The organism is Cryobacterium sp. TMT1-19 (assembly GCF_004403055.1).
Lineage (GTDB): Bacteria > Actinomycetota > Actinomycetes > Actinomycetales > Microbacteriaceae > Cryobacterium > Cryobacterium sandaracinum.
Map to the genome: position 1 here is coordinate 46,382 of NZ_SOHB01000039.1, position 19,113 is coordinate 65,494.

The 19,113-nt window shown below is 67.6% G+C and carries 21 protein-coding genes and 2 tRNA genes; 12 read left to right on the top strand and 11 right to left on the bottom strand.

Features of this window, described 5'->3' with window-relative positions:
- Window positions 1–5 precede the first annotated feature (5 nt).
- Together E3T40_RS10630 and gabT are read right to left on the bottom strand one after the other, a co-directional pair.
- Entirely contained in the window at window positions 6–1,469 is a 1,464-nt protein-coding gene (locus tag E3T40_RS10630) for an NAD-dependent succinate-semialdehyde dehydrogenase (protein ID WP_104103314.1), read from the bottom strand.
- A 164-nt stretch (window positions 1,470–1,633) separates the two neighbouring features.
- Window positions 1,634–2,995: a 4-aminobutyrate--2-oxoglutarate transaminase gene (gene gabT, locus E3T40_RS10635; RefSeq protein WP_104170271.1), complete on the bottom strand. Its 1,362-nt coding sequence runs from the start codon at window positions 2,993–2,995 to the stop codon at window positions 1,634–1,636.
- A gap of 144 nt (window positions 2,996–3,139) precedes the next feature.
- Here gabT and E3T40_RS10640 point away from each other — a divergent pair, with 144 nt between their 5' ends.
- Together E3T40_RS10640 and E3T40_RS10645 are read left to right on the top strand one after the other, a co-directional pair.
- On the top strand, window positions 3,140–4,705 hold the full coding sequence (locus E3T40_RS10640) for a PucR family transcriptional regulator (protein WP_104170270.1): 1,566 nt from the start codon (window positions 3,140–3,142) through the stop codon (window positions 4,703–4,705).
- Between the two features lie 70 nt (window positions 4,706–4,775).
- On the top strand, window positions 4,776–5,855 hold the full coding sequence (locus tag E3T40_RS10645) for a nitronate monooxygenase family protein (protein WP_104170269.1): 1,080 nt from the start codon (window positions 4,776–4,778) through the stop codon (window positions 5,853–5,855).
- An 85-nt stretch (window positions 5,856–5,940) separates the two neighbouring features.
- Here the strand turns inward: E3T40_RS10645 and E3T40_RS10650 are convergent, their stop codons facing one another.
- Window positions 5,941–6,618, bottom strand: coding sequence for a hypothetical protein (locus E3T40_RS10650; protein ID WP_104170268.1), 678 nt, complete (start codon window positions 6,616–6,618; stop codon window positions 5,941–5,943).
- A gap of 78 nt (window positions 6,619–6,696) precedes the next feature.
- Here E3T40_RS10650 and E3T40_RS10655 point away from each other — a divergent pair, with 78 nt between their 5' ends.
- Entirely contained in the window at window positions 6,697–7,572 is an 876-nt protein-coding gene (locus tag E3T40_RS10655; RefSeq protein WP_233199239.1) for an acyl-CoA thioesterase II, read from the top strand.
- Window positions 7,573–7,685: 113 nt separating this feature from the next.
- Window positions 7,686–8,099: a ubiquinol-cytochrome c reductase iron-sulfur subunit gene (locus tag E3T40_RS10660; protein WP_104170267.1), complete on the top strand. Its 414-nt coding sequence runs from the start codon at window positions 7,686–7,688 to the stop codon at window positions 8,097–8,099.
- Between the two features lie 22 nt (window positions 8,100–8,121).
- Here the strand turns inward: E3T40_RS10660 and E3T40_RS10665 are convergent, their stop codons facing one another.
- The 5 genes from E3T40_RS10665 to msrA form a co-directional block, all read right to left on the bottom strand.
- Window positions 8,122–8,616, bottom strand: coding sequence for a thioesterase family protein (locus E3T40_RS10665; protein WP_104170266.1), 495 nt, complete (start codon window positions 8,614–8,616; stop codon window positions 8,122–8,124).
- An 8-nt stretch (window positions 8,617–8,624) separates the two neighbouring features.
- A complete protein-coding gene (gene ettA, locus E3T40_RS10670; RefSeq protein WP_134543428.1) occupies window positions 8,625–10,307 on the bottom strand; it encodes an energy-dependent translational throttle protein EttA in 1,683 nt (560 codons plus the stop codon).
- A gap of 5 nt (window positions 10,308–10,312) precedes the next feature.
- Window positions 10,313–10,846, bottom strand: coding sequence for a hypothetical protein (locus tag E3T40_RS10675; protein WP_233194180.1), 534 nt, complete (start codon window positions 10,844–10,846; stop codon window positions 10,313–10,315).
- A 159-nt stretch (window positions 10,847–11,005) separates the two neighbouring features.
- The gene (locus tag E3T40_RS10680) at window positions 11,006–11,488 is read right to left on the bottom strand and encodes a single-stranded DNA-binding protein (RefSeq protein WP_104103293.1); all 483 of its coding nucleotides are present in this window, start codon (window positions 11,486–11,488) and stop codon (window positions 11,006–11,008) included.
- 432 nt (window positions 11,489–11,920) lie between these two features.
- A complete protein-coding gene (gene msrA / locus E3T40_RS10685; RefSeq protein ID WP_134543430.1) occupies window positions 11,921–12,442 on the bottom strand; it encodes a peptide-methionine (S)-S-oxide reductase MsrA in 522 nt (173 codons plus the stop codon).
- A 17-nt stretch (window positions 12,443–12,459) separates the two neighbouring features.
- On the opposite strand from msrA, the gene E3T40_RS10690 reads away from it, so the two are divergent.
- The 4 genes from E3T40_RS10690 (at window position 12,460) to E3T40_RS10705 (ending at window position 15,517) form a co-directional block, all read left to right on the top strand.
- The gene (locus tag E3T40_RS10690) at window positions 12,460–13,467 is read left to right on the top strand and encodes an aldo/keto reductase (protein WP_134543432.1); all 1,008 of its coding nucleotides are present in this window, start codon (window positions 12,460–12,462) and stop codon (window positions 13,465–13,467) included.
- Between the two features lie 5 nt (window positions 13,468–13,472).
- The gene (locus tag E3T40_RS10695) at window positions 13,473–14,429 is read left to right on the top strand and encodes a DMT family transporter (RefSeq protein WP_166786621.1); all 957 of its coding nucleotides are present in this window, start codon (window positions 13,473–13,475) and stop codon (window positions 14,427–14,429) included.
- Window positions 14,430–14,505: 76 nt separating this feature from the next.
- On the top strand, window positions 14,506–14,745 hold the full coding sequence (locus E3T40_RS10700; protein ID WP_104170261.1) for a DNA mismatch repair protein: 240 nt from the start codon (window positions 14,506–14,508) through the stop codon (window positions 14,743–14,745).
- A 73-nt stretch (window positions 14,746–14,818) separates the two neighbouring features.
- Window positions 14,819–15,517, top strand: a complete 699-nt coding sequence (locus E3T40_RS10705) for a hypothetical protein (protein ID WP_104103279.1) — start codon at window positions 14,819–14,821, stop codon at window positions 15,515–15,517.
- A gap of 58 nt (window positions 15,518–15,575) precedes the next feature.
- Here E3T40_RS10705 and nadE read toward each other — a convergent pair whose 3' ends face one another.
- From nadE to E3T40_RS10720, 3 genes are all read right to left on the bottom strand, one after another.
- The gene (nadE, locus tag E3T40_RS10710; protein WP_134543435.1) at window positions 15,576–16,397 is read right to left on the bottom strand and encodes an ammonia-dependent NAD(+) synthetase; all 822 of its coding nucleotides are present in this window, start codon (window positions 16,395–16,397) and stop codon (window positions 15,576–15,578) included.
- A gap of 55 nt (window positions 16,398–16,452) precedes the next feature.
- Window positions 16,453–16,525: transfer RNA gene (locus E3T40_RS10715), tRNA-Arg, on the bottom strand.
- A gap of 41 nt (window positions 16,526–16,566) precedes the next feature.
- The gene (locus E3T40_RS10720) at window positions 16,567–16,827 is read right to left on the bottom strand and encodes a thioredoxin family protein (protein ID WP_104103273.1); all 261 of its coding nucleotides are present in this window, start codon (window positions 16,825–16,827) and stop codon (window positions 16,567–16,569) included.
- A gap of 91 nt (window positions 16,828–16,918) precedes the next feature.
- On the opposite strand from E3T40_RS10720, the gene orn reads away from it, so the two are divergent.
- The 4 genes from orn (at window position 16,919) to E3T40_RS10740 (ending at window position 19,096) form a co-directional block, all read left to right on the top strand.
- On the top strand, window positions 16,919–17,539 hold the full coding sequence (orn, locus tag E3T40_RS10725) for an oligoribonuclease (protein ID WP_104195198.1): 621 nt from the start codon (window positions 16,919–16,921) through the stop codon (window positions 17,537–17,539).
- A gap of 42 nt (window positions 17,540–17,581) precedes the next feature.
- Window positions 17,582–17,657, top strand: a tRNA-His gene (locus E3T40_RS10730).
- A 161-nt stretch (window positions 17,658–17,818) separates the two neighbouring features.
- On the top strand, window positions 17,819–18,703 hold the full coding sequence (locus E3T40_RS10735) for an ABC transporter substrate-binding protein (RefSeq protein WP_104195197.1): 885 nt from the start codon (window positions 17,819–17,821) through the stop codon (window positions 18,701–18,703).
- Between the two features lie 42 nt (window positions 18,704–18,745).
- Complete coding sequence (locus tag E3T40_RS10740; RefSeq protein WP_104170257.1) at window positions 18,746–19,096, top strand: metallopeptidase family protein; 351 nt, start codon at window positions 18,746–18,748, stop codon at window positions 19,094–19,096.
- Window positions 19,097–19,113: the final 17 nt, after the last annotated feature.

Here is a 19,113-nt window from a genome sequence, read left to right on the forward strand (position 1 = left end):
GCCGGTCAGGAGACCGGGATGAGGGTGTACTTGGTGGACAGGTACTCCTGGATGCCCTCGAGCCCGCCTTCGCGGCCCAGACCGGATTGCTTGACACCGCCGAACGGTGCCGCCGCGTTGGAGACCAGGCCCGTGTTCAGACCCATCATTCCAGTTTCAAGCTTGGCGATCATCCGCTGCCCGCGGGCGAGGTCCTGGGTGTACACGTAGCTGATCAAGCCATACTCGGTGGAGTTGGCCAGGCGCACGCCCTCGGCCTCGTCGGCGAAGGTGACGATGCCGACGACCGGGCCGAAGATCTCCTCGGTCAGGAGGGCGCTGGCCGGGGCCACGTCCGTCAGCACGGTGGGCTCGTAGAAGGAGCCGGCGCCTTCGGGGCGCTTGCCGCCGGCGAGCAGGGTGGCGCCGTGGGCCAGCGCGTCCTGCACGAGGGCGTCGGTGCCGGCGACGGCAGCCTCGCTGACGAGCGGGCCGATGGTGACGCCGGCTTCGGTGCCGCGGCCGATCTTCAGCGCGCCGACTCGCTCGGTCAGGCGGCGGGCGAACTCGGCGGCGACGGACTCGTGCACGATGAAACGGTTGGCCGCGGTGCAGGCCTGCCCGATGTTGCGGAACTTGGCGAGCATCGCGCCCTCGACGGCCTTGTCCAGGTCGGCGTCTTCGAAGACGACGAACGGGGCGTTGCCGCCGAGCTCCATCGAGGTGCGCAGCACACCCTGAGCCGCCTGCTGAATGAGCTTGCGGCCCACGGGGGTCGACCCGGTGAAGCTGAGTTTCCGCAGCCTGGGGTCGGCGATGATCGGCCCGGCAACGGCGGAAGAGGTCGACGTGGTGATCACGTTGACGACGCCGGCCGGTACCCCGGCGTCTTCGAGCAGCTGCACGAAGAAGAGGGTGGTCAGCGGGGTCAGCTCGGCGGGCTTCACGACGACCGTGCAGCCGGCGGCGAGCGCGGGGGCGATCTTGCGGGTGGCCATGGCCAGCGGGAAGTTCCACGGAGTGATCAGCAGGCACGGTCCGACCGGATACTGAGAGACAACCATCGTGCCGGTTCCCTCCGGGTTCAGCCCGAAGCGACCGCTGATGCGCACGGCCTCCTCGCTGAACCAGCGCAGGAACTCGCCGCCGTAGGTGACCTCTCCATTGGCCTCGGCGAGAGGTTTGCCCATCTCCATGGTCATCAGCAGCGCAAAGTCATCGCGGCGCTCCTGCAGCAGGTCGAAGGCCCGGCGCAGGATCTCGGCCCGCGTACGCGGCGCGGTAGCCGCCCACGACTCGGCCGCCTCGACGGCCGCATCGAGGGCACGGATGCCGTCGGCGGCATCCGCGTTCGCGATCCGTTTGAGCACAGCACCGGTCGCCGGGTCGGTGACCTCGATGGCCTTACCGCCGCCCTGCTGCCAGGTGCCGTTGATGTAGAGGCCGTCCGGGACGCGGGCGAGCAGTTCGGTTTCACGAGTGGACACGATGAGTCTCTTTCCGATGCGATACGGGAGATGCGAATGAGGTTTTGATCAGGGGTGGAGGCCGTGCAGAAAGGGCGTTTCCGCCACCCTCCCCGCGGCGTTCCCCCAGTATGACTGATCGCCCTGTACCCCCGTCGGGTTCGGGCAGGAGACCGCGGAGCCAGGGCTCATGCGGCGGCGAGCACGTTCGCCAGCACCTGCAGGCCCTCGACGAGGAGGTCGTCGGAGATGCTCAGAGGCGGCAGGAAGCGGATCACGTTGCCGTAGGTGCCACAAGTGAGCAGCACGACACCCAAGGCGTGAGCGGCGGCCACGACGCGGCCGGTGAGGGCGGCATCCGGGTCTCCGGTCACCGGGTCGACCAGTTCGATGGCGATCATGGCGCCGCGGCCGCGCACATCGCCCACACGCTTGTCGACGGCACGGATGGCGTTCAGCCGCCCGGTCAGGATGGCGCCGATTTCACGGGCGCGCTGGGCCAGGTTCTCGGTCTCATAGCTGCGCATGGTGGCCAGGGCCGCGGCGCAGGCGAGCGGGTTGCCGCCGTAGGTGCCGCCGATGCCGCCGACCTGCGGCGCATCCATGATCTCGGCGCGGCCGGTGACGGCGGAGAGCGGCAGGCCGCCGGCGATGCCCTTGGCCATCACCATCAGGTCGGGCACGATGCCCTCGTGGTTGCTGGCGAAGAGGTCGCCGGTGCGGGCGAATCCGGTCTGCACCTCGTCGGCAATGAAGACGACCTCGTTCGCGCGGCACCAGTCCACCAGGGTGGGAAGGAAGCCGGGTGCGGGCACGATGAAGCCGCCCTCACCCTGGATCGGCTCGATGATCAGGGCGGCCAGGTTGTCGGCGCCGACCTGCTTCTCGATCTGGGAAATGGCGCGCCGGGCGGCCCCGACCCCGTCGAGTCCGGCGTCGCGGTAGGGGTACGACGTGGGTGCCCGGTAGATCTCCGCGGCGAAGGGGCCGAAGCCGTTCTTGTACGGCTGGTTCTTCGCGGTGAGGCCCATGGTCAGGGTGGTGCGGCCGTGGTAAGCGTGGTCGAAGGCGACGACGGCCTGCTTGCCGGTGTAGTGTCGGGCGATCTTGACGGCGTTCTCCACGGCCTCGGCGCCGGAGTTGAACAGGGCGCTGCGCTTGGCGTGGTCGCCCGGGGTGAGCCGGTTGAGCGTCTCGGCTACCTCGATGTACGAGTCATAGGGCGTCACGGTGAAGCACGTGTGCGTGAACTGGGCCAGCTGGGCGGCCACGGCGGCCACGACCTCGGGGGCGCTGTTGCCGATGCCGGTCACGGCGATGCCGCTGCCGAGGTCGATCAGGAAGTTGCCGTCGACGTCAACAAGCACACCGCCGCCGGCCGCGACGATATAGGCAGGCAGGGTCACGCCCACCCCGGCGGAGACGGCCTCGATCTTGCGACGTCCGAGCTCTTGGGACTTCGGGCCGGGGATGGCGGTGACGAGGCGGCGTTCCTGGGGAAGGGACGGTCCGCCGACCGGGATCACAGAAAGGGCGTCTACGAGGGTCATTGCTGCTCCAGTTCGCTGGCTGTTGCATCGGCGCGGGGCCGGCGACGATACCGATTCCAGAAGGCTACGCAGGGCGGCCACCCGCAACATCCGGCACCGTGTACAACGCGCGGGTGAACTTTCGCCACGTTGTACACTCGTCGCATGGCTCCGAACCTGGCCCCGCCGCTTCTGCCCACCGTGCGCCGCCTGCTGGCCCAGCCTGGCCTCCAGCTGCACCTGCTCACGGCCGAGCCGCAGCTGCCGGCACACGCGCTCGACCAGCCCGTGGAGTGGGTGCACGGCTCCGACCTGGCCGACCCGACGCCGTTTCTCTCAGCCAGCCAGGTGCTCCTCACCACCGGCACCCAGTTCGCCGACCCGATGACGGATGCCTACTACCGCGACTACGTGCGCCGGCTCACGGCCCGCGGCATCGCCTGTCTCGGCTTCGGCACGGAGGTCGTGCGCGCCGGCACGCCGGAGGCCCTCGTTGCGGCCTGCCTTGCCGAGGGGCTGCCCCTGATCGAGGTGCCCTATGACACTCCGTTCATCGCGGTGGCCCGCGCGGCCGGCGACCTGGTCGCCGAGTTGCGCTACGCCCGCAACACCTGGGCGCTGGACGCCCAGCGGGCCATCTCGCACGCGGCCCTCCGACCCGACGGCCTGAGCAACATTCTTAGCGAGCTGTCCCGGCAGCTGGGCCACTGGGTCGCGCTCTTCGACGCGAGCGGCACGCTCGACCGGGTCTTTCCCCGCGACGCGTTCTCCGGTTCCGCCTCCTCCCCCGCCCTGCCGCGGGTACAGGCGGAGGCCGGCCGGCTGCTCCGCCGCGGGCAGCGGGCCGGCACCACCCTCGACGAGGGCGGCGAGACTTTGACCCTGCAGACCCTGGGGCGGCAGGGCCAGCTGCGCGGGGTGCTGGCCCTCGGCGGCGGCACCCTGCTCGACCAGGCCAGCCAGCAGGTGGTGACCAGCGTCATCGCCCTCGCCGGGCTCGCGCTCGAGCAGAACAGCGCCCAGGGTCGCGCCCGCGGCCACCTGCGGTCCGGGCTGCTGCAGGCGCTGCTCGGCGGCGACCTGCCGCTGGTGCAGAGCATCTCCCGGGAGCTCTGGGGTGCCCTCCCGGCCGAGCCGGTACGGGTCGCCGTCGTCTCCCCGCCGCCCGAACGCTTGGACGCTCTGGCCGAGCTGCTCGAACTGCGGGTCGAGGAACGCCCAGGGCACCTGTTCTTCGCCCGCGACGGCGGCCAGGTGCTGCTCGTCCTCGATGTCGCCGCCGATCCGGTGCTCGCCGAGCTGGTGGGCCTCGGGCTGCACGTGGGCGTCTCCGACCGGAGCGCCTACCGTGCCCTGCCGCACGCGGCGGCCCAGGCCCGACAGGCGCTCGAGCGCGCCCACGAAGGTGCAGCGGGCATCGTCGAATTCGAGGTGATCTCACGGCAGGGCGTGCTCGCGTTCCTGGCCCGAACGGATGCCTCGGAGGTCGGCCGCGCTACCCTCCGGCCACTCTCCGACCACGATGCCGCCCACGGCACGGCGCTGCTCCCCACCCTGCGGGTGTGGCTCGAGCGCAACGGCCAGTTCGGCCCGGCCGCGACGGAGCTCGGCGTGCACCGACACACCGTGCGCGGCCGGATCAGCCACGCCGAGCAGTTGCTCGGGCGGGACCTCGGCGCCTTCCACGCCCGCGCCGACCTCTGGGCGGCGCTGCTGGCGTCGGCGGGATAGGCCGGAAACACCGCACGCACGAGGCGGCTCGCACACTGTGACGTAAGCACCCACACACCGGAAAGAGACAATGTTCAGCCTGAAGGACCTTCGCATTCCGATCATCGCGGCACCCATGGCCGGTGGCGCATCCACCCCGGCCCTGGTGCGCAGCCTCAGCGCGGGGGGCGGCCTCGGGTTCCTGGCCGCCGGGTACAAGACCCCGGATGCGCTGGCCCGGCAGATCGCCGACGTGCACCAGGGCTCGCGGCCGCCGTACGGCGTGAACGTGTTCGTTCCCGGGCCGCCACTGACCGACCAGGCCGGAGTCGATGCCTACCGCCGGAGCCTGACAGCGACCGCGCTGGAACACGGCGTGGAATTGCCCCCGACACTGGCCGCGGACGATGACTGGTTCTCCGCCAAGGTGGCCCTTCTCATCGGGCACCGAGTCCCCGTGGTGTCGTTCACCTTCGGGTTGCCGCCGGCCGATACCGTGGACGGTTTGCACGCCGTCGACGCGTGCGTGATCGCCACGGTCACCTCGGTTCGAGAGGCGGTTCTCGCGGAGGAACGCGGAGTCGATGTGCTCTGCGTGCAGGGCCCGGAAGCAGGCGGACACCGGGCGACCTTCACGACGGCCGAAGAACCGGAGACCACTCCCCTGATCGAACTGGTCCGCGCCATTTCGGACCTGGCGGTTCTGCCGCTCATCGCGGCCGGGGGCATCCACTCCGGTGCCGGGATCGCGACGCTCCTGGCGGCCGGCGCGGACGCCGTGCAACTGGGCACGGCGTTCCTCCGCACCGCGGAGTCCGGCGCCCAGCAGGCGCACAAGGACGCGCTCGTCGACCCGAACTTTGATCGCACCGTGGTCACGCGCGCGTTCTCCGGGCGTCCGGCACGGGGGCTGCGCAACGCGTTCATCATCGAGCACGACGCCACCGCGCCCCGGGCTTATCCTCAGGTGAACCATCTCACCAGTGGCCTCAGGGCGGATGCGGGTCGACGCGGCGACGCCGACGGGCTCGCCCTCTGGGCGGGCACCGGCTTCCGCTCTGCCCGCGCAGAACCGGCGGCCGACGTGCTCACCCGGCTGTGGCAGGACGCCCGCGTGTCGCCGAGTCAGCGACCGGTGTCGAACCAATTCGACGGAGATTTTGATGTTTGAGCCGATTTTCGGTCAGTTTAACGCCGATCCGGCCAAAATCTCCGTCGAATTCGTTCGGGGCACGGTGCGAACACCCAGCGAATAGTCAGCGGCTCAGCGACCAGGGCTTGCGACGCACGAGGATGTGGCCGCGGCTCGTGCTCAGCCGGGTCCACAGGCCCGTCTCGAACAGGCGCACGGGCTCGTTTTTCGAAAGGAAGCCGAGGCTGACGGCCGCGAAGGCGGCGCCGGCCGGCACGATTTCCAGGCCGGAGATCGGGCGGCTCCAGACTTCGGAGCGCACCCGCTGCACGATCTGCCCGCCGGTCCCCGCCGGGATGACGGCGGCGACTTCCTCAATGCCTGCCTGCGCCGCACCGTCGAGCAGGGCGGCATCCGTTTCACCGAGCAGGGTCCAGCCGCCCTGGGGCGGCGAGATACCGGCCCAGGTCACGGTGGTCACTTCCAGCGGCACGGTTACGGTCACTGTCGCCTCGTCCTCCAGCACGGCCGCGGTGAGGCGGGCGAGGCGGTCCAGCAGGGAGCGCACGGGAACGACCGCGTCGAGCTCGACCGGTGCGGTGAGCGCGAAGGTGCGCAGGCCCAGCACGGTCGGGCTGGAGTCGAGGAGACCGCGCGGGTAGAGGATCGCGGTGTAGACAGCGAGCACCCCCGCGGCCTGAATGAGGCGCACGGAACCGTCCTCCACCCGGCTAGCGCGGGAGAGGTAGACCTGGAGGTCGCGAAGGGACAGGGACTCTGGGAGAGAAAATGATTTACTCATCTGCTCCTAAACTACCAAGGTACGGCGCGCGTCACACCGGCGCGCGCGTCTGCTCCGCCACGCGCCTGAGGAGGCCACATGGACTTGCCGATGGAGGGCCTTCTAACCGCCCTGGACCTCACCGACACGGGCGCCCGCACCAGCGAGGACATCTTCACCGGGCCGTCGCAGTGGATGCCGCTCGGCCGCGTTTTCGGCGGGCAGGTGCTCGCCCAGTCACTGGTTGCCGCGATGCGCACGGTTCCCGACGACCGCCATGTGCACTCGATGCACGGCTATTTCCTCCGCCCCGGCGACGTGGGCCAGCCGATCACCTTCTCCGTCGATCGCATCCACGACGGCCGATCCTTCTCCACCCGCCGCACGCAGGCCTATCAGGACGGGCACCCGATCCTGTCGATGATCGCCTCGTTCCAGGACGATGATGAAGGCCTCGAGCACCAGATCGAGATGCCGACCGATATGCCCGACCCGGAGTCCTTGCCGACGGCGGCGGATGCCCTGGCCCAGGTCGACCACTCCATCGCCCGCTACTGGGCGAACGAGCGTCCGTTCGACATGCGGCACCTGCCGTCGCCGATCTACCTCAAGGTGAACGGCGAGCACACCTCTCGCCAGGCCGTGTGGATGAAGACCATGGGCCCGTTGCCCGACGACCCTGACCTGCACCGCGCCGCGCTGGCATACGCCAGCGACTACTCGATCATGGAGCCTGTCATGCGCCGCCACGGCGTGGCCTGGGCCACACCCGGGCTCAAGGTTGCGAGCCTGGACCACGCCATGTGGTTCCACCGCTTCGGCCGGGTCGACGAGTGGATGCTCTACGTACAGGATTCCCCGACCGCCCAGGGTGGACGCGGACTCTCCACCGGCAGCATCTACAGCCGGGCGGGCCTGCTTCTCGCCACGGTCGCGCAGGAGGGCATGCTGCGCGTGCCCACGAACGCAGAGTAGCCTCTTTCACATGCTCTGAGCGTCTCTGAGCATCTCCGAACGTGTCTGAACGTGTCTGAACGTGTCTGAACGTATATGAACATCTCTGAACGCCCGCCCGATCGAGGAGAACCATGACGAACGCCACCGACATCTCCCGCCGCACCGCGCTCCTGCTCGGCACCGCCGGCACCGCCGTCGCGCTGGTCGGCTGCAGCACCGACGGCGCCGAAGACTCCGGCACCGGCAACATTGGCCCGGTGGAGTTAGCCAAGCTCGCCGACATCCCCGTGGGCGGCTCGATCGAGGCCTCTCTCGATGACAAGCCCATCCTGATCAGCCAGCCCACGGCCGGCACCGTGGTGGCGTTTAGTGCGATCTGCACCCACCAGGGCTGCGTGGTCAAAGCGGTAAAGGACGAGTTCGACTGCCCCTGCCACGGCTCGAAGTTCGACCGTGCCACCGGCGAGGTTCTCGCCGGACCGGCAACCGAACCGCTGGCGTCGGTGAAGGTCACCGTCACCGGCGACGCCGTCACCGCAGGCTGAGGCGGACTGCGTCCGGGTCGGTCTACTCCGCCGGCAGGGACGCGCGCCGGGTGAATCGGATGGGTTCGTCTACGTATGGAGCCCAAGCGGCGCGCTCGACCTCGTTGATCTTGCGTGGCCGCTCTGTCGCGGCGTCCACCAACACGATTGTGGTGCTCGCCTGCGCGAAGAGAACCGCCGGCTCCAGGCCGATCGGAGTCCAGACCTCGTAGCAGACCTCGAGGCTGGCGCCGCCGAGCTTGCCGAGCCAGAGACGGATGTCCAGAGGCTGCCTCAGATACGGAATCGGAGCCAGATACTCGGCCTCCATCCGCGCGATCAGGGTCAGCGTCGCCGCGCCCGGGCGCCCGTCCAGCACGGCGGTGCCGGCGAACGTCCCGGGGCCGTCGCCGTCTTCATCCGGCCAGAACGCCTGGATGCGCGCATCCTCGAGCACACGCAACAACTCGGCGTTGTTGACGTGGCCGTAGGCGTCCAGATCCGACCAGCGCAACTTCACCGGAACGCGCAGCTTCATCGCGGGCCCTAGTCGCGGGTCAGCTTGCGGTACGCGGACCGGTGCGGTTTCGCGGCATCCGGGCCAAGGCGTTCGATCTTGTTCTGCTCGTACGACTCGAAGTTGCCCTCGAACCAGTACCAGTTCGCCGGGTCTTCGTCGGTTCCCTCATAGGAGAGGATGTGCGTGGCGATTCGGTCGAGGAACCACCGGTCGTGGGTGATGACCACGGCGCAGCCGGGGAATTCAAGGAGCGCGTTCTCGAGCGAGCCGAGGGTTTCGACGTCCAGGTCGTTGGTGGGCTCGTCGAGCAGCAGAAGGTTGCCGCCCTGCTTGAGGGTGAGCGCCAGGTTGAGGCGGTTGCGCTCACCACCGGAGAGCACGCCGGCCTTCTTCTGCTGGTCGGGACCCTTGAACCCGAATGTGGACACGTAGGCCCGCGACGGGATCTCGGTCTTGCCGACCTGGATGTAGTCCTGGCCGTCGGAGACGACCTCCCAGAGCGACTTGTTCGGGTCGATGCCCGCGCGGCTCTGGTCGACGTAGGAGATGTCGACCGTCTCGCCGATCTTCAGTTCACCCAGGTCCAGCGGCTCGAGGCCGACAATCGTCTTGAACAGCGTGGTCTTGCCCACGCCGTTGGGGCCGATGATGCCGACGATGCCGTTGCGCGGGAGGGTGAAGGAGAGATCCTCGATGAGGACCCGGTCGCCGAAGCCCTTCTTGACCTTCTTGGCGTCGATGACCTGGGCGCCGAGGCGCGGGCCGACGGGAATCTGGATCTCTTCGAAGTCAAGCTTGCGGGTGCTCTCGGCCGCTGCCGCCATTTCTTCGTAGCGGGCGAGACGCGCCTTCGACTTTGCCTGGCGGCCCTTCGCATTCGAGCGCACCCATTCGAGCTCGTCCGCGAGGCGCTTGGCCATCTTTGCGTCCTTCTTGCCCGCGATGAGCAGTCGTTCCTGCTTCTTCTCGAGGTAGGTCGAGTAGTTGCCCTCGTAGGGGTACAGGTGGCCGCGGTCGACTTCGGCGATCCACTCGGCCACGTGGTCGAGGAAGTACCGGTCGTGGGTGACGGCGAGAACGGCGCCGGGGTACTGGGCCAGGTGCTGCTCGAGCCAGAGCACGCTTTCGGCGTCAAGGTGGTTGGTGGGCTCGTCGAGGAGGAGCAGGTCGGGCTTCTGCAGCAGCAGCTTGGTCAGCGCCACGCGGCGCTTCTCACCGCCGGAGAGGTCGGCGACGGAGTAATCGCCCGGCGGGGTGCGGAGGGCGTCCATGGCCTGCTCCAGCTGGGAATCGAGGTCCCACGCGTCGGCGGCGTCGATGGCCTCCTGCAGCGTGCCCATTTCGGCCAGCAGTGCGTCGAAGTCCGCGTCGGGTTCGCCGAGCGCGATGCTGATCTCGTTGAACCGGTCGACCTTGGCCTTGATCGGGCCGACGCCCTCCTGCACATTCTCGAGGACAGTCTTGGTCTCGTCGAGTTCGGGCTCCTGCATCAGGATGCCGACCGAGTAGCCGGGCGAGAGCTTCGCCTCGCCGTTGCTGGGGGTGTCCAGCCCGGCCATGATCTTCAGAATCGTGGATTTTCCGGCGCCGTTCGGCCCCACGATACCGATTTTGGCGCCGGGGAAGAATGACATGGTGACGTCGTCGAGGATCAGTTTGTCGCCGACCGCCTTGCGAGCGCGGACCATCGTGTAGATAAATTCAGCCATAGTACTTACCAGTCTATTTGCCGGGTGGCCCCGACCAGACACGTTCCGGATGCGAGGATCGCCGTGACCGCGCTGTGGTACCCGCCCGTGGCCGGTCCGTTCTGCCCGATCAGGCATTCGCCGTTGAACCGAACGGAGAACTGGATAGAGTCCGCTGGGAGGTCGATGTTGGTCTCGTCGAAGGTAACCTCCATTTGGGCCCGGTCGAAGCCGGAGGCCCCCAGCGCGTCCACGAATGCCCGCCCGCCGGCATTCTCGTCGGCGGTGACGACCGCCGTGGCGACGCTGTCGAAGTAGGCCAGGTTCGCCGCGGCATCCTTCTCCGGCTGTAGCTGCGGCGCGGGTATGGGCGCCGCGCTCGCGGTCGGACGAGCCGACGCCGACGCCGTGGCCGTGCTCGAGGGAGTCGCGGCCGGTGCCGCCGAGCAGGCCGCGAGGCTGACCGTGACGGCCAGCCCGAGCAGCAACGCGCTACCGGTGCGTGGGGAACGGATGCCGGTTCGACGTCTCCGGGTTTCCCGATCTGATCGTGCCGGCACGTGGTCCTTCCGCGACCGCGGTGCGGTCAGACCTCTGAGTCTGCCAGATGCCCCGTGTCCCCGAGAGTTTATTCCGGTGACTGTGCCGGTGACTGTGCCGGTGACTGTCCCGGTGACTGTGCTGGTGACCGTGCCGGACACTGTGCCGAGTTGCCGCCGTCAGGAATCGACCCCGACAAGCGCCGCGGACTCTGCCTCGTCGCGCATCGGGGGTGCGTCGTCAGTATCGGCAGGTAGGAAGCCGTCCGTGGGCTCGGTCGGATGTGGCGCCGACGCTGCGCCGGGCGGCGGCGAGCGCGTGTAGACGGTGCTGCACCAGGCCAGGTCGTGCCCGACGGTCTCTGCCTCGACCTCGACCGAGGTACCGTTGCGGTCGGCATTTTCCCACGGCCGGATGCGCAACCGCCCCGCCACGACTACGTGCTCACCCTTCTGCACCGAGCGCTCCACGTTGTGGGCGAGCTGCCGGAAGGAGGACACCGTGTACCAGTTGGTCTCGGCGTCAACCCAGGTCTGTTTCACACGGTCGAAGCGACGCTGGCTTGATGCCAGCCGAAACGACGTGATGGCCAGCCCCGAACTGGTCACGAGGTGACGGGGCGTGGTGGCCACGATTCCGGTCACGGTGATGCTGTCGCTCATTACGGTCTCCCTCATCCTGTGAGCCCCGGACGAATGCCCGGAACACGCGACCTGGAGCGACAGCTCGTGCCTGTCTCCGCCGCCCCAGATCGCGTATTCCGAGTGTGCGGCGGCAGAACGACGCCCGGCCGCGGCATCCGGAACCTGTGCCGAATGACCGCCCCCCGCATCTGGGGAGGGCTGGGCGCGCTTCTGAAGGAGAGGGTCCGGGTGCGCGCCGCGGTCGGTGTCGAACCAATTCGACGGAGATTCTCCTGTGAAAGCGCTCTTTCCCAGCTTCTAGTGCCGCTTTGGGCAAAATCTCCGTCGAATTCGTTTGGCTCCGGGTTTCCGCACGGCGGTCTCGGCGGCGCTGGCACGGCAGCTAGAAAACCCGTTCATTTCGCCGCGCTGAGCGATACTCGCCGCCTACGAATACACGAACTCGCGCTGCTAGAGGAGGTATTCGGCGTAGGACTTGCGGATCTTGTTCACCTTGGGCAGCGCGACGGCCATGCAGTAGCCCTGACCCGGGTTTTTGGCGAAGAACTCCTGGTGGTGGTCCTCGGCCACGAAGTACTCGCCGAGCGGCTCGATCGTGGTGACGATGCCGCCGCCCCACCATTCGGCGGCGCGAGTGCGAGCGGTTTCGAAGAGCCGCTTCTGCTCGTCGTCGGTATAGAACATCGCCGACCGGTACTGGGTGCCCACGTCGGCGCCCTGGCGGTTCAGCTGGGTCGGGTCGTGCAGCGAGAAGAACACGTCGAGGATGACGCTGGCCGGGATGACCTCCGGGTCGAACGTCACGGCGATGGCCTCGGCATGGCCGGTACGGCCCGTGCACACCGACTCATACGTGGGCCGTTGAGCCGTGCCCCCGGTGTACCCGGAAACCACCTCGCTCACGCCACGCAACACCCGATACACGGCATCGAGACACCAGAAACATCCACCTGCGACCACAAAAGTTTGCACACCCCTAGAGTAACGGCATGACCTTCGTTCCAGCTGAGAACCGCTATGCCGACATGACCTACCGACGCGCCGGACGGAGCGGCCTCAAACTGCCGGCGCTGTCTCTCGGCCTCTGGCACAACTTCGGCCACGAGCGCCCGATCGAGACCCAACGCGCCATCCTGCGCCGTGCCTTCGACCTGGGGGTCACCCACTTCGACCTGGCCAACAACTACGGTCCTCCTCCCGGAGCCGCCGAGACCAACTTCGGCCGCATCTTCGCCGAAGATTTCCGGGCCTACCGCGACGAGATGATCATTTCCAGCAAGGCCGGCTACGACATGTGGCCGGGCCCCTACGGCGATTTCGGTTCTCGCAAGTACCTGCTCTCCTCCCTCGACGCGAGCCTGGGCCGGCTCGGCGTCGACTACGTCGACATCTTCTACTCCCACCGGCCGGACCCGGAGACTCCCATCGAGGAGACCATGGGCGCGCTGGCGTCGGCGGTGCAGCAGGGAAAGGCCCTCTATGTCGGCATCTCCAGCTACACCCCCGAGCAGACGCGGGCCGCGGCGGCGGCGCTGGCCGAGCACAAGATCCCCCTCCTGATCCACCAGCCGCGTTACTCGATGTTCGACCGCCACATCGAAGACGGGCTCTTCCCCGTGCTCGACGAGCTCGGCATGGGCAGCATCGTCTTCTCGCCGCTCGCACAGGGACTTCTCACCGACCGCTACCTGGACGGCACCGTTCCGGCAGGCTCGCGGGTCGCGACGAGCGATTTCCTGTCGGAGGACGTTCTCACCGACACCTACCAGGGCCGTGCCCGCGCCCTCAACGAGATTGCTGCCGCGCGCGGCCAGACGCTGGCCCAGCTGGCGGTCACCTGGATCCTGCGCCAGCCGTCGGTGACCAGTGTGCTGGTCGGCGCAAGCAGCCTGAACCAGCTCGAGCAGACCGTGGCGGCCCTGGATGCCCCGCCCCTCACCCAGATCGAAATCGAGGAGATCGAACCGTACGCCGTGCACGGCACCGGTCTGGGCTGAGCGAAGTGGGCTACCTCTACGCTCTCCTCGCGTCGCTGCTCTTCGGCCTCAACGGCAGCACCACCAAGGTGATCGTGAATGCGGGCCTGTCCCCGGCCCAGCTGACCTTCTTCCGGGTCACGGTCGTCGCCCTCCTGGCCGGCGGTCTGTTGCTCGTGACCAACCGGCGGGCGTTCCGCATCAGCCTGCGCCAGCTCGCGGTGATGGCCGTCCTGGGGGTGGCCGGGGTCGCCCTGATCCAGTGGTTCTACGCAGTGGCGATCAGTCTGCTGCCGGTGGGCATCGCACTCATGCTCGAGTACACCGGGGTGCTGATCGTCGCCCTGGTCGCCCGATTCGTCTTCAAGGAGCGGGTCAAATCCCGCATCTGGCTGGCCATCGGTTGCGTTCTGATCGGCATGGCCGTCGTCGCCCAGATCTGGGCCAGCACCCTCTCTGACCTGGGTGTGTTGGCGGGAATCCTCGCCGCAATCTGCCTGGCCGTGTACTTCCTGGTCGGGGAGCGGCAGGTCGCCGCGACCTCGCCACTGGCCGTGTCGTTCTGGTCCATGCTTTTCGCCAGCGCTTTCTGGCTCGTGTTCAGCGCCTGGTGGCAGGTCGAGCCGCAGACCCTGGTTCAGGATGTCGCGTTGAACGGCAACCTCGGGGCGGTGTCTCTCCCGCTGTGGCTGCTGACGCTGTGGAACGGCGTGTTCGGCTCCTTCGCCCCGTATCTGTTCTCGTACATGGCGCTCGGCCGACTGACTGCCACGGCGGCCGGCATCGTGTCTGCCTCGGAGGTGATCTTCGCCTTCGCGTTCGCGTTCCTCTGGCTCGGCGAGTCCCTCGACGGGCTGCAGATGGCGGGGGTGGTCCTTGTGCTCGCGGGCATCGTCGTCGCCCAGACCGCACGTCCGAACCGGGTTGTGGACCTCGACCTGGCCAGCCAGGACATGGTTCTGCTGAACGGACCTCTGCGGTAGCGCCGAAACCACTGTCGGTGGCTCTCCGTAGCCTGAGGGAACCCTCACCCGCGTACGGTCGATCTCGGAGAATTCCATGTCCACACCAGCGTCCCCACTTCCCCGACTGCCGGTCATCCGCGGTCTGCAGTTCGTTCCCGTGAAAGACGGCCTCTGGCGGGTCTCGAACCGGTCCGGCATGGTGCTCGGGCACATCGAGCGGCGCACCGAGGTCGACGGCGACTACTTCGCCGCGCGGCGCCTGCTCGCCGCCACCCGCACAATGAACGTCGGTTCGTTCTGGCGCATCGACGACGCGGCCGACTGCTTCCGCTGACGGCGCGCACCTCTCCGCAGGGCACGCCGCGCCGCTCCCGGAGATCAGGCCGAGACGCCGGTAAAGTGCGCTCATGCAGTGGTGGAATAGTTTCGTATCCTGGCTCACGGCAGCCAGCAATCAGTCCATGGTTTTCAGCGCCGTGGTGCTCATCGTCTCGATCGTCGTCGCCAGCCTTCTGGCGGCGGTGATCTCCCGCGGGGCGATCAAACGCCTCCTGGCGCAGAACGACCGGGCTCTCAAGGCGGCCGTGATCGGCACCCTCGTGGATGCCGCGACCGAGGCATCCGTCTGGAACTCGCTCACGCCGCAGGAGCAGGTCATGGCGGACCGCGCGGTGGGCCAGGCCGACGTGCAGCTGCGCCTCCTGCCGATCAAGGGTTCGGGCGTCGCCGCGAACTGGGCCGCGCATCAACTCGCTGAGCTCAAGCGCACCTCGGCCACGTTCGGGTACCAGCTCGAGCCCGCGCTGCTCGAGTTCCGCGACCGCCTGGTCGAATGGCAGGACAAGCCGGGCCGCACCCGCAAGATCTTCCAGAGCGACCTCGACCGGTGGAAGGTCTCCAAGAACAGCACCGAGAAGAACCTCCTCGCCGAGCAGGATGCCTGGACCGCCCAGCAGCACCACGACCAGTTCACCGCCGCGCCGGCCGCGCCCGTGCCTGCCCCGCTCCAGTACGCGTCTGGAACGGCCTCGGCGTCGACGGAGACCCAGCGCCTCCTCGACGACGTGCAGGCACTGGAAGTGCGCCCCACCCCGCTCCAGAGCTAGACGTCCGTGAGCCGCCGCCGCTCTCCCGAGCGAGGCGGCGGCTCACAGCTCTCACGAGTCAGCGCCACCACTCGTCGAACATTGATGCCGGGACCTGGCGCTTGTGCTCGGTGCCGAGGTAGCGGTTCTCGATCGTCTCGGCGACGAGATCGTCGACGGGCAGCCCCTCCAGGAAGTCGTCGATCTGCTCGTACCGCAACCCCAGGTTGGCCTCGTCGGTCTGGCCGGGGTTGTCGTCGAGAAGGTCGGCAGTCGGCGCCTTGAGGTATAACCGGTCCGGCGCCCCCAGCTCGACCAGAAGCGCTCGCCCCTGACGCTTGGTCAATCCGGTCAGCGGCAGGATGTCCGTGCCGCCGTCGCCGTACTTGGTGAAGAATCCCGTGACCGCCTCGGCGGCGTGGTCGGTGCCCACGACCAGCAGGCCGGCCGAGCCGGCGAGGGCATACTGGGCGACCATGCGCACCCGGGCCTTGACGTTTCCCTTGTCGAAGTCCGGCAGCGGGCGGCCCGTCGCATTGGCGAATTCCGCTTCGATGCCGTCGACGGCGCGCTTGATGTCGAAGGTGACGGTCGACGCAGGACGAATGAATTCCAGGGCGAGCTGCGCGTCCTCCTCGTCCCGCTGCACCCGGTACGGCAGGCGCACGGCCTGGAAGATGGCCGAATGTCCCGCCTCGGCGAGCTGCTCCACGGCCAGCTGGCACAGACGGCCGGCCAGGCTGGAATCCTGACCCCCGCTGATGCCGAGCACGAGGCCCTGTGCCCCCGTTCGGACCAGGTAGTCCGCGAGGAACTGCACTCTGCGGCGAACCTCGGAGGATGCATCGATATGGGGGGACACGTTCAGCTCCGCGATGATTCGCGCCTGTAGTTCTCGCATTTCCCGAATCTACCAAACCGAGGGTAGGGCAACAGGATTCACGGGTGTTGTGCGGTGCCCCCGGTAGGAATCGAACCTACGACAAGCGGATTAGAAGGCCGCTGCTCTATCCACTGAGCTACGGGGGCGAAGAACGATCAACGATACCGCAGACCCGGCCCGCCGGCGCTCAAACGGCCTTCGCGGCCGCCACGAGCACCTGGGCGAGTGTCGGCACACCCGTGGCCCGGAAGACCTCGATCCCGGCCGCGTCCCGGATGATCACCGTGGGGGTGATCCGGATGCCGTCGGCCTCGGCTTCCGCGACGTCCCGCACCACGTCGAGCTCACGCACGGTCGCCTGGGGCACGAGGCGTTCGACCTCGGCCAGGACCGCCCGGGTCTGCATGCAGGGCTCACAGAAGGCGGAGGAGAAGTACGTCAATTCCATGCGAGGTAGTCTACGGAGCGCACGTCTCAGTCGCACCGCTGCCGGGACCAGCGCAACAGGGCCGGTCGGCGTCCGCCGTTAGACTCGGCACATGAAAAAAAGTAGTGACCGGTTGGTATGGATTGACTGCGAGATGACCGGTTTGGACATTGATTCCGACGAGTTGGTGGAGATCGCTGTAGTGATCACCGATTACGACCTGAACATCATCGACCCGGGACTCGACCTCATCATCAAGCCGAATCAGGCGTCGCTGGAGAACATGAACGACTTCGTGCGCAACATGCACGAGAGCAGTGGGCTGATCAACGAGATCCCGAACGGAATCAGCGCCGCCGAGGCCGAGACCCTGGTGCTGGAATACGTACTGCAGTTCATCCCGGCCGAGCAGAAGGCTCCGCTGGCGGGAAATTCCATCGGCACCGACCGGGCCTTCCTGATGAAATACATGCCTCGCCTCGACGCCCAGCTGCACTACCGCAACGTCGATGTGTCCTCGATCAAGGAACTCGCACGCCGCTGGTACCCGCGGGTGTACTTCAACGCCCCCGCGAAAGACGGCGGACACCGCGCCCTGGCTGACATCCTCGAATCCATCCGCGAACTGGCGTACTACCGCCAAACCGTGTTCGTGGCCGACCCCGGGCCGTCCAGCCAACAGGCGAAGAACAGCGCGGCCGAAGCCGTGAACATTTTCGCTGCGAACATGTAATACACTTGCCGAGTTGCCTTCTCTGTGGGAAAGCAGCGCATGGTGGGTATAGCTCAGCTGGTAGAGCATCCGGTTGTGGTCCGGAAGGCCGCGGGTTCAAGCCCCGTTACTCACCCCAATTGAAACACGCAGAAACAGTCCATCGAACGCGCGACCGGGCCCTCGGATCCGGCCGCGCGTTCGCATTTCCGGCATCGAAACGCCTCACCGAAACGGTGTCCTCGCCTCGGCCTCCCCGCCGATCCAACGGCGTCCGGGACAGCTGAAAGGGATCTCTCCATGCGTGCTCGTTTCGCCCTCCCCGCCGTCGCTGCGGTGGCCGCCCTCCTGCTCACCGGCTGCGTCGACAACACTGTGCCGGTTCCCGGAGCCGACGCCACCGCGCCCGCCAGTACCGTGACCGAAGATGCCGCCGCCTCGGCGCTGCTCCCGGAGAAGGTCCGCGCCTCCGGCACGCTCGTGATCGGCACGAGCCCGAATTACTCCCCCAACGAGTTCAAGGACGATTCCGGCAACCCGATCGGCTGGGGAGTCGAACTCGGCGCCGCGATTGCCGCGAAGTTGGGTCTGACCGCCGACTACAAGGTCGCGAATTTCGACACCATCATCCCGAGCATCATCGGCGGCGAGATGGACCTGGGAAACTCGTCCTTCACCGTCAACCTGAAGCGCCAGGAGCAGGTCGACTTCGTCAACTACTACACGGCCGGCATCCAGTGGGCCTCCGCCACCGGCACCACCGTCGACCCCGACGACGCCTGCGGCCTGAAGATCGCCGTGCAGTCCACCACCTACGAGGACACCGACGAAATCCCGGCCAAGAGCGCCGCCTGCGTCGCCGCCGGAAAGCCCCCGATCGACAAGCTCAAGTTCGACACCCAGGACCTGGCCACGAACGCCACGGTGCTCGGTCAGGCCGACGCCTTCAGCGCAGACTCCCCGGTCACCCTCTACGCGATCCAGCAGACCGCGGGCAAGCTGCAGAAGGCCGGCACCTCCTTCGACGAGGCACCGTACGGCATGGCCGTGGCGAAGGACTCCGGGATGGCAGCGGCCGTGCAGGCTGCCCTGCAGTCCATGGTCGACGACGGCTCCTACGGCGAGATCCTCAAGACCTGGGGCGTCACCGACGGCGGCCTGAGCACCATCACGATCAACGGCTGACCGGCTCCCTGAGAGGCTGAACGAATGTGAGATGCTGAACGGATGCCGCAGCTGACTCACGAGGAATTCGAGCGTCTCGTCGTCGACGAGCTCGACCTCCTGCCCGACGACATGGTCGACGGCCTGGACAATGTGATCTTCGTGGTCGAGGACCGACCCGAAGACGGCACGATGGACACCCTCGGGCTCTATGACGGGGTTGCCCTGACCGAGCGTGGGCAGTACGGCTTCGGTGAGATGCCGGACCGGATCGTGCTCTACCGGGAGCCGTTGCTGGAGCTCTGCGCGGATCTCGAGGAGTTGCGCGACCAGGTGCACATCACTCTGGTGCATGAGATCGCCCATTTCTACGGCATCGACGACGACAGGCTGCACGACCTCGGCTGGGGATGACCAACCACCGTTAGCCT

Bases quoted from the DNA above. Each gene is read 5' to 3' on its own strand.
- orn (WP_104195198.1), top strand. From the start codon at position 16,919: ATGAAAAAAAGTAGTGACCGGTTGGTATGGATTGACTGCGAGATGACC.
- gabT (WP_104170271.1), bottom strand. From the start codon at position 2,995: ATGACCCTCGTAGACGCCCTTTCTGTGATCCCGGTCGGCGGACCGTCC.
- ettA (WP_134543428.1), bottom strand. From the start codon at position 10,307: ATGGCTGAATTTATCTACACGATGGTCCGCGCTCGCAAGGCGGTCGGC.
- E3T40_RS10640 (WP_104170270.1), top strand. From the start codon at position 3,140: ATGGCTCCGAACCTGGCCCCGCCGCTTCTGCCCACCGTGCGCCGCCTG.
- E3T40_RS10720 (WP_104103273.1), bottom strand. From the start codon at position 16,827: ATGGAATTGACGTACTTCTCCTCCGCCTTCTGTGAGCCCTGCATGCAG.
- E3T40_RS10705 (WP_104103279.1), top strand. From the start codon at position 14,819: ATGCAGTGGTGGAATAGTTTCGTATCCTGGCTCACGGCAGCCAGCAAT.
- nadE (WP_134543435.1), bottom strand. From the start codon at position 16,397: ATGCGAGAACTACAGGCGCGAATCATCGCGGAGCTGAACGTGTCCCCC.
- E3T40_RS10660 (WP_104170267.1), top strand. From the start codon at position 7,686: ATGACGAACGCCACCGACATCTCCCGCCGCACCGCGCTCCTGCTCGGC.
- E3T40_RS10665 (WP_104170266.1), bottom strand. From the start codon at position 8,616: ATGAAGCTGCGCGTTCCGGTGAAGTTGCGCTGGTCGGATCTGGACGCC.
- E3T40_RS10680 (WP_104103293.1), bottom strand. From the start codon at position 11,488: ATGAGCGACAGCATCACCGTGACCGGAATCGTGGCCACCACGCCCCGT.
- E3T40_RS10735 (WP_104195197.1), top strand. From the start codon at position 17,819: ATGCGTGCTCGTTTCGCCCTCCCCGCCGTCGCTGCGGTGGCCGCCCTC.
- E3T40_RS10690 (WP_134543432.1), top strand. From the start codon at position 12,460: ATGACCTTCGTTCCAGCTGAGAACCGCTATGCCGACATGACCTACCGA.
- E3T40_RS10740 (WP_104170257.1), top strand. From the start codon at position 18,746: ATGCCGCAGCTGACTCACGAGGAATTCGAGCGTCTCGTCGTCGACGAG.
- E3T40_RS10700 (WP_104170261.1), top strand. From the start codon at position 14,506: ATGTCCACACCAGCGTCCCCACTTCCCCGACTGCCGGTCATCCGCGGT.
- E3T40_RS10645 (WP_104170269.1), top strand. From the start codon at position 4,776: ATGTTCAGCCTGAAGGACCTTCGCATTCCGATCATCGCGGCACCCATG.
- E3T40_RS10655 (WP_233199239.1), top strand. From the start codon at position 6,697: ATGGACTTGCCGATGGAGGGCCTTCTAACCGCCCTGGACCTCACCGAC.
- E3T40_RS10650 (WP_104170268.1), bottom strand. From the start codon at position 6,618: ATGAGTAAATCATTTTCTCTCCCAGAGTCCCTGTCCCTTCGCGACCTC.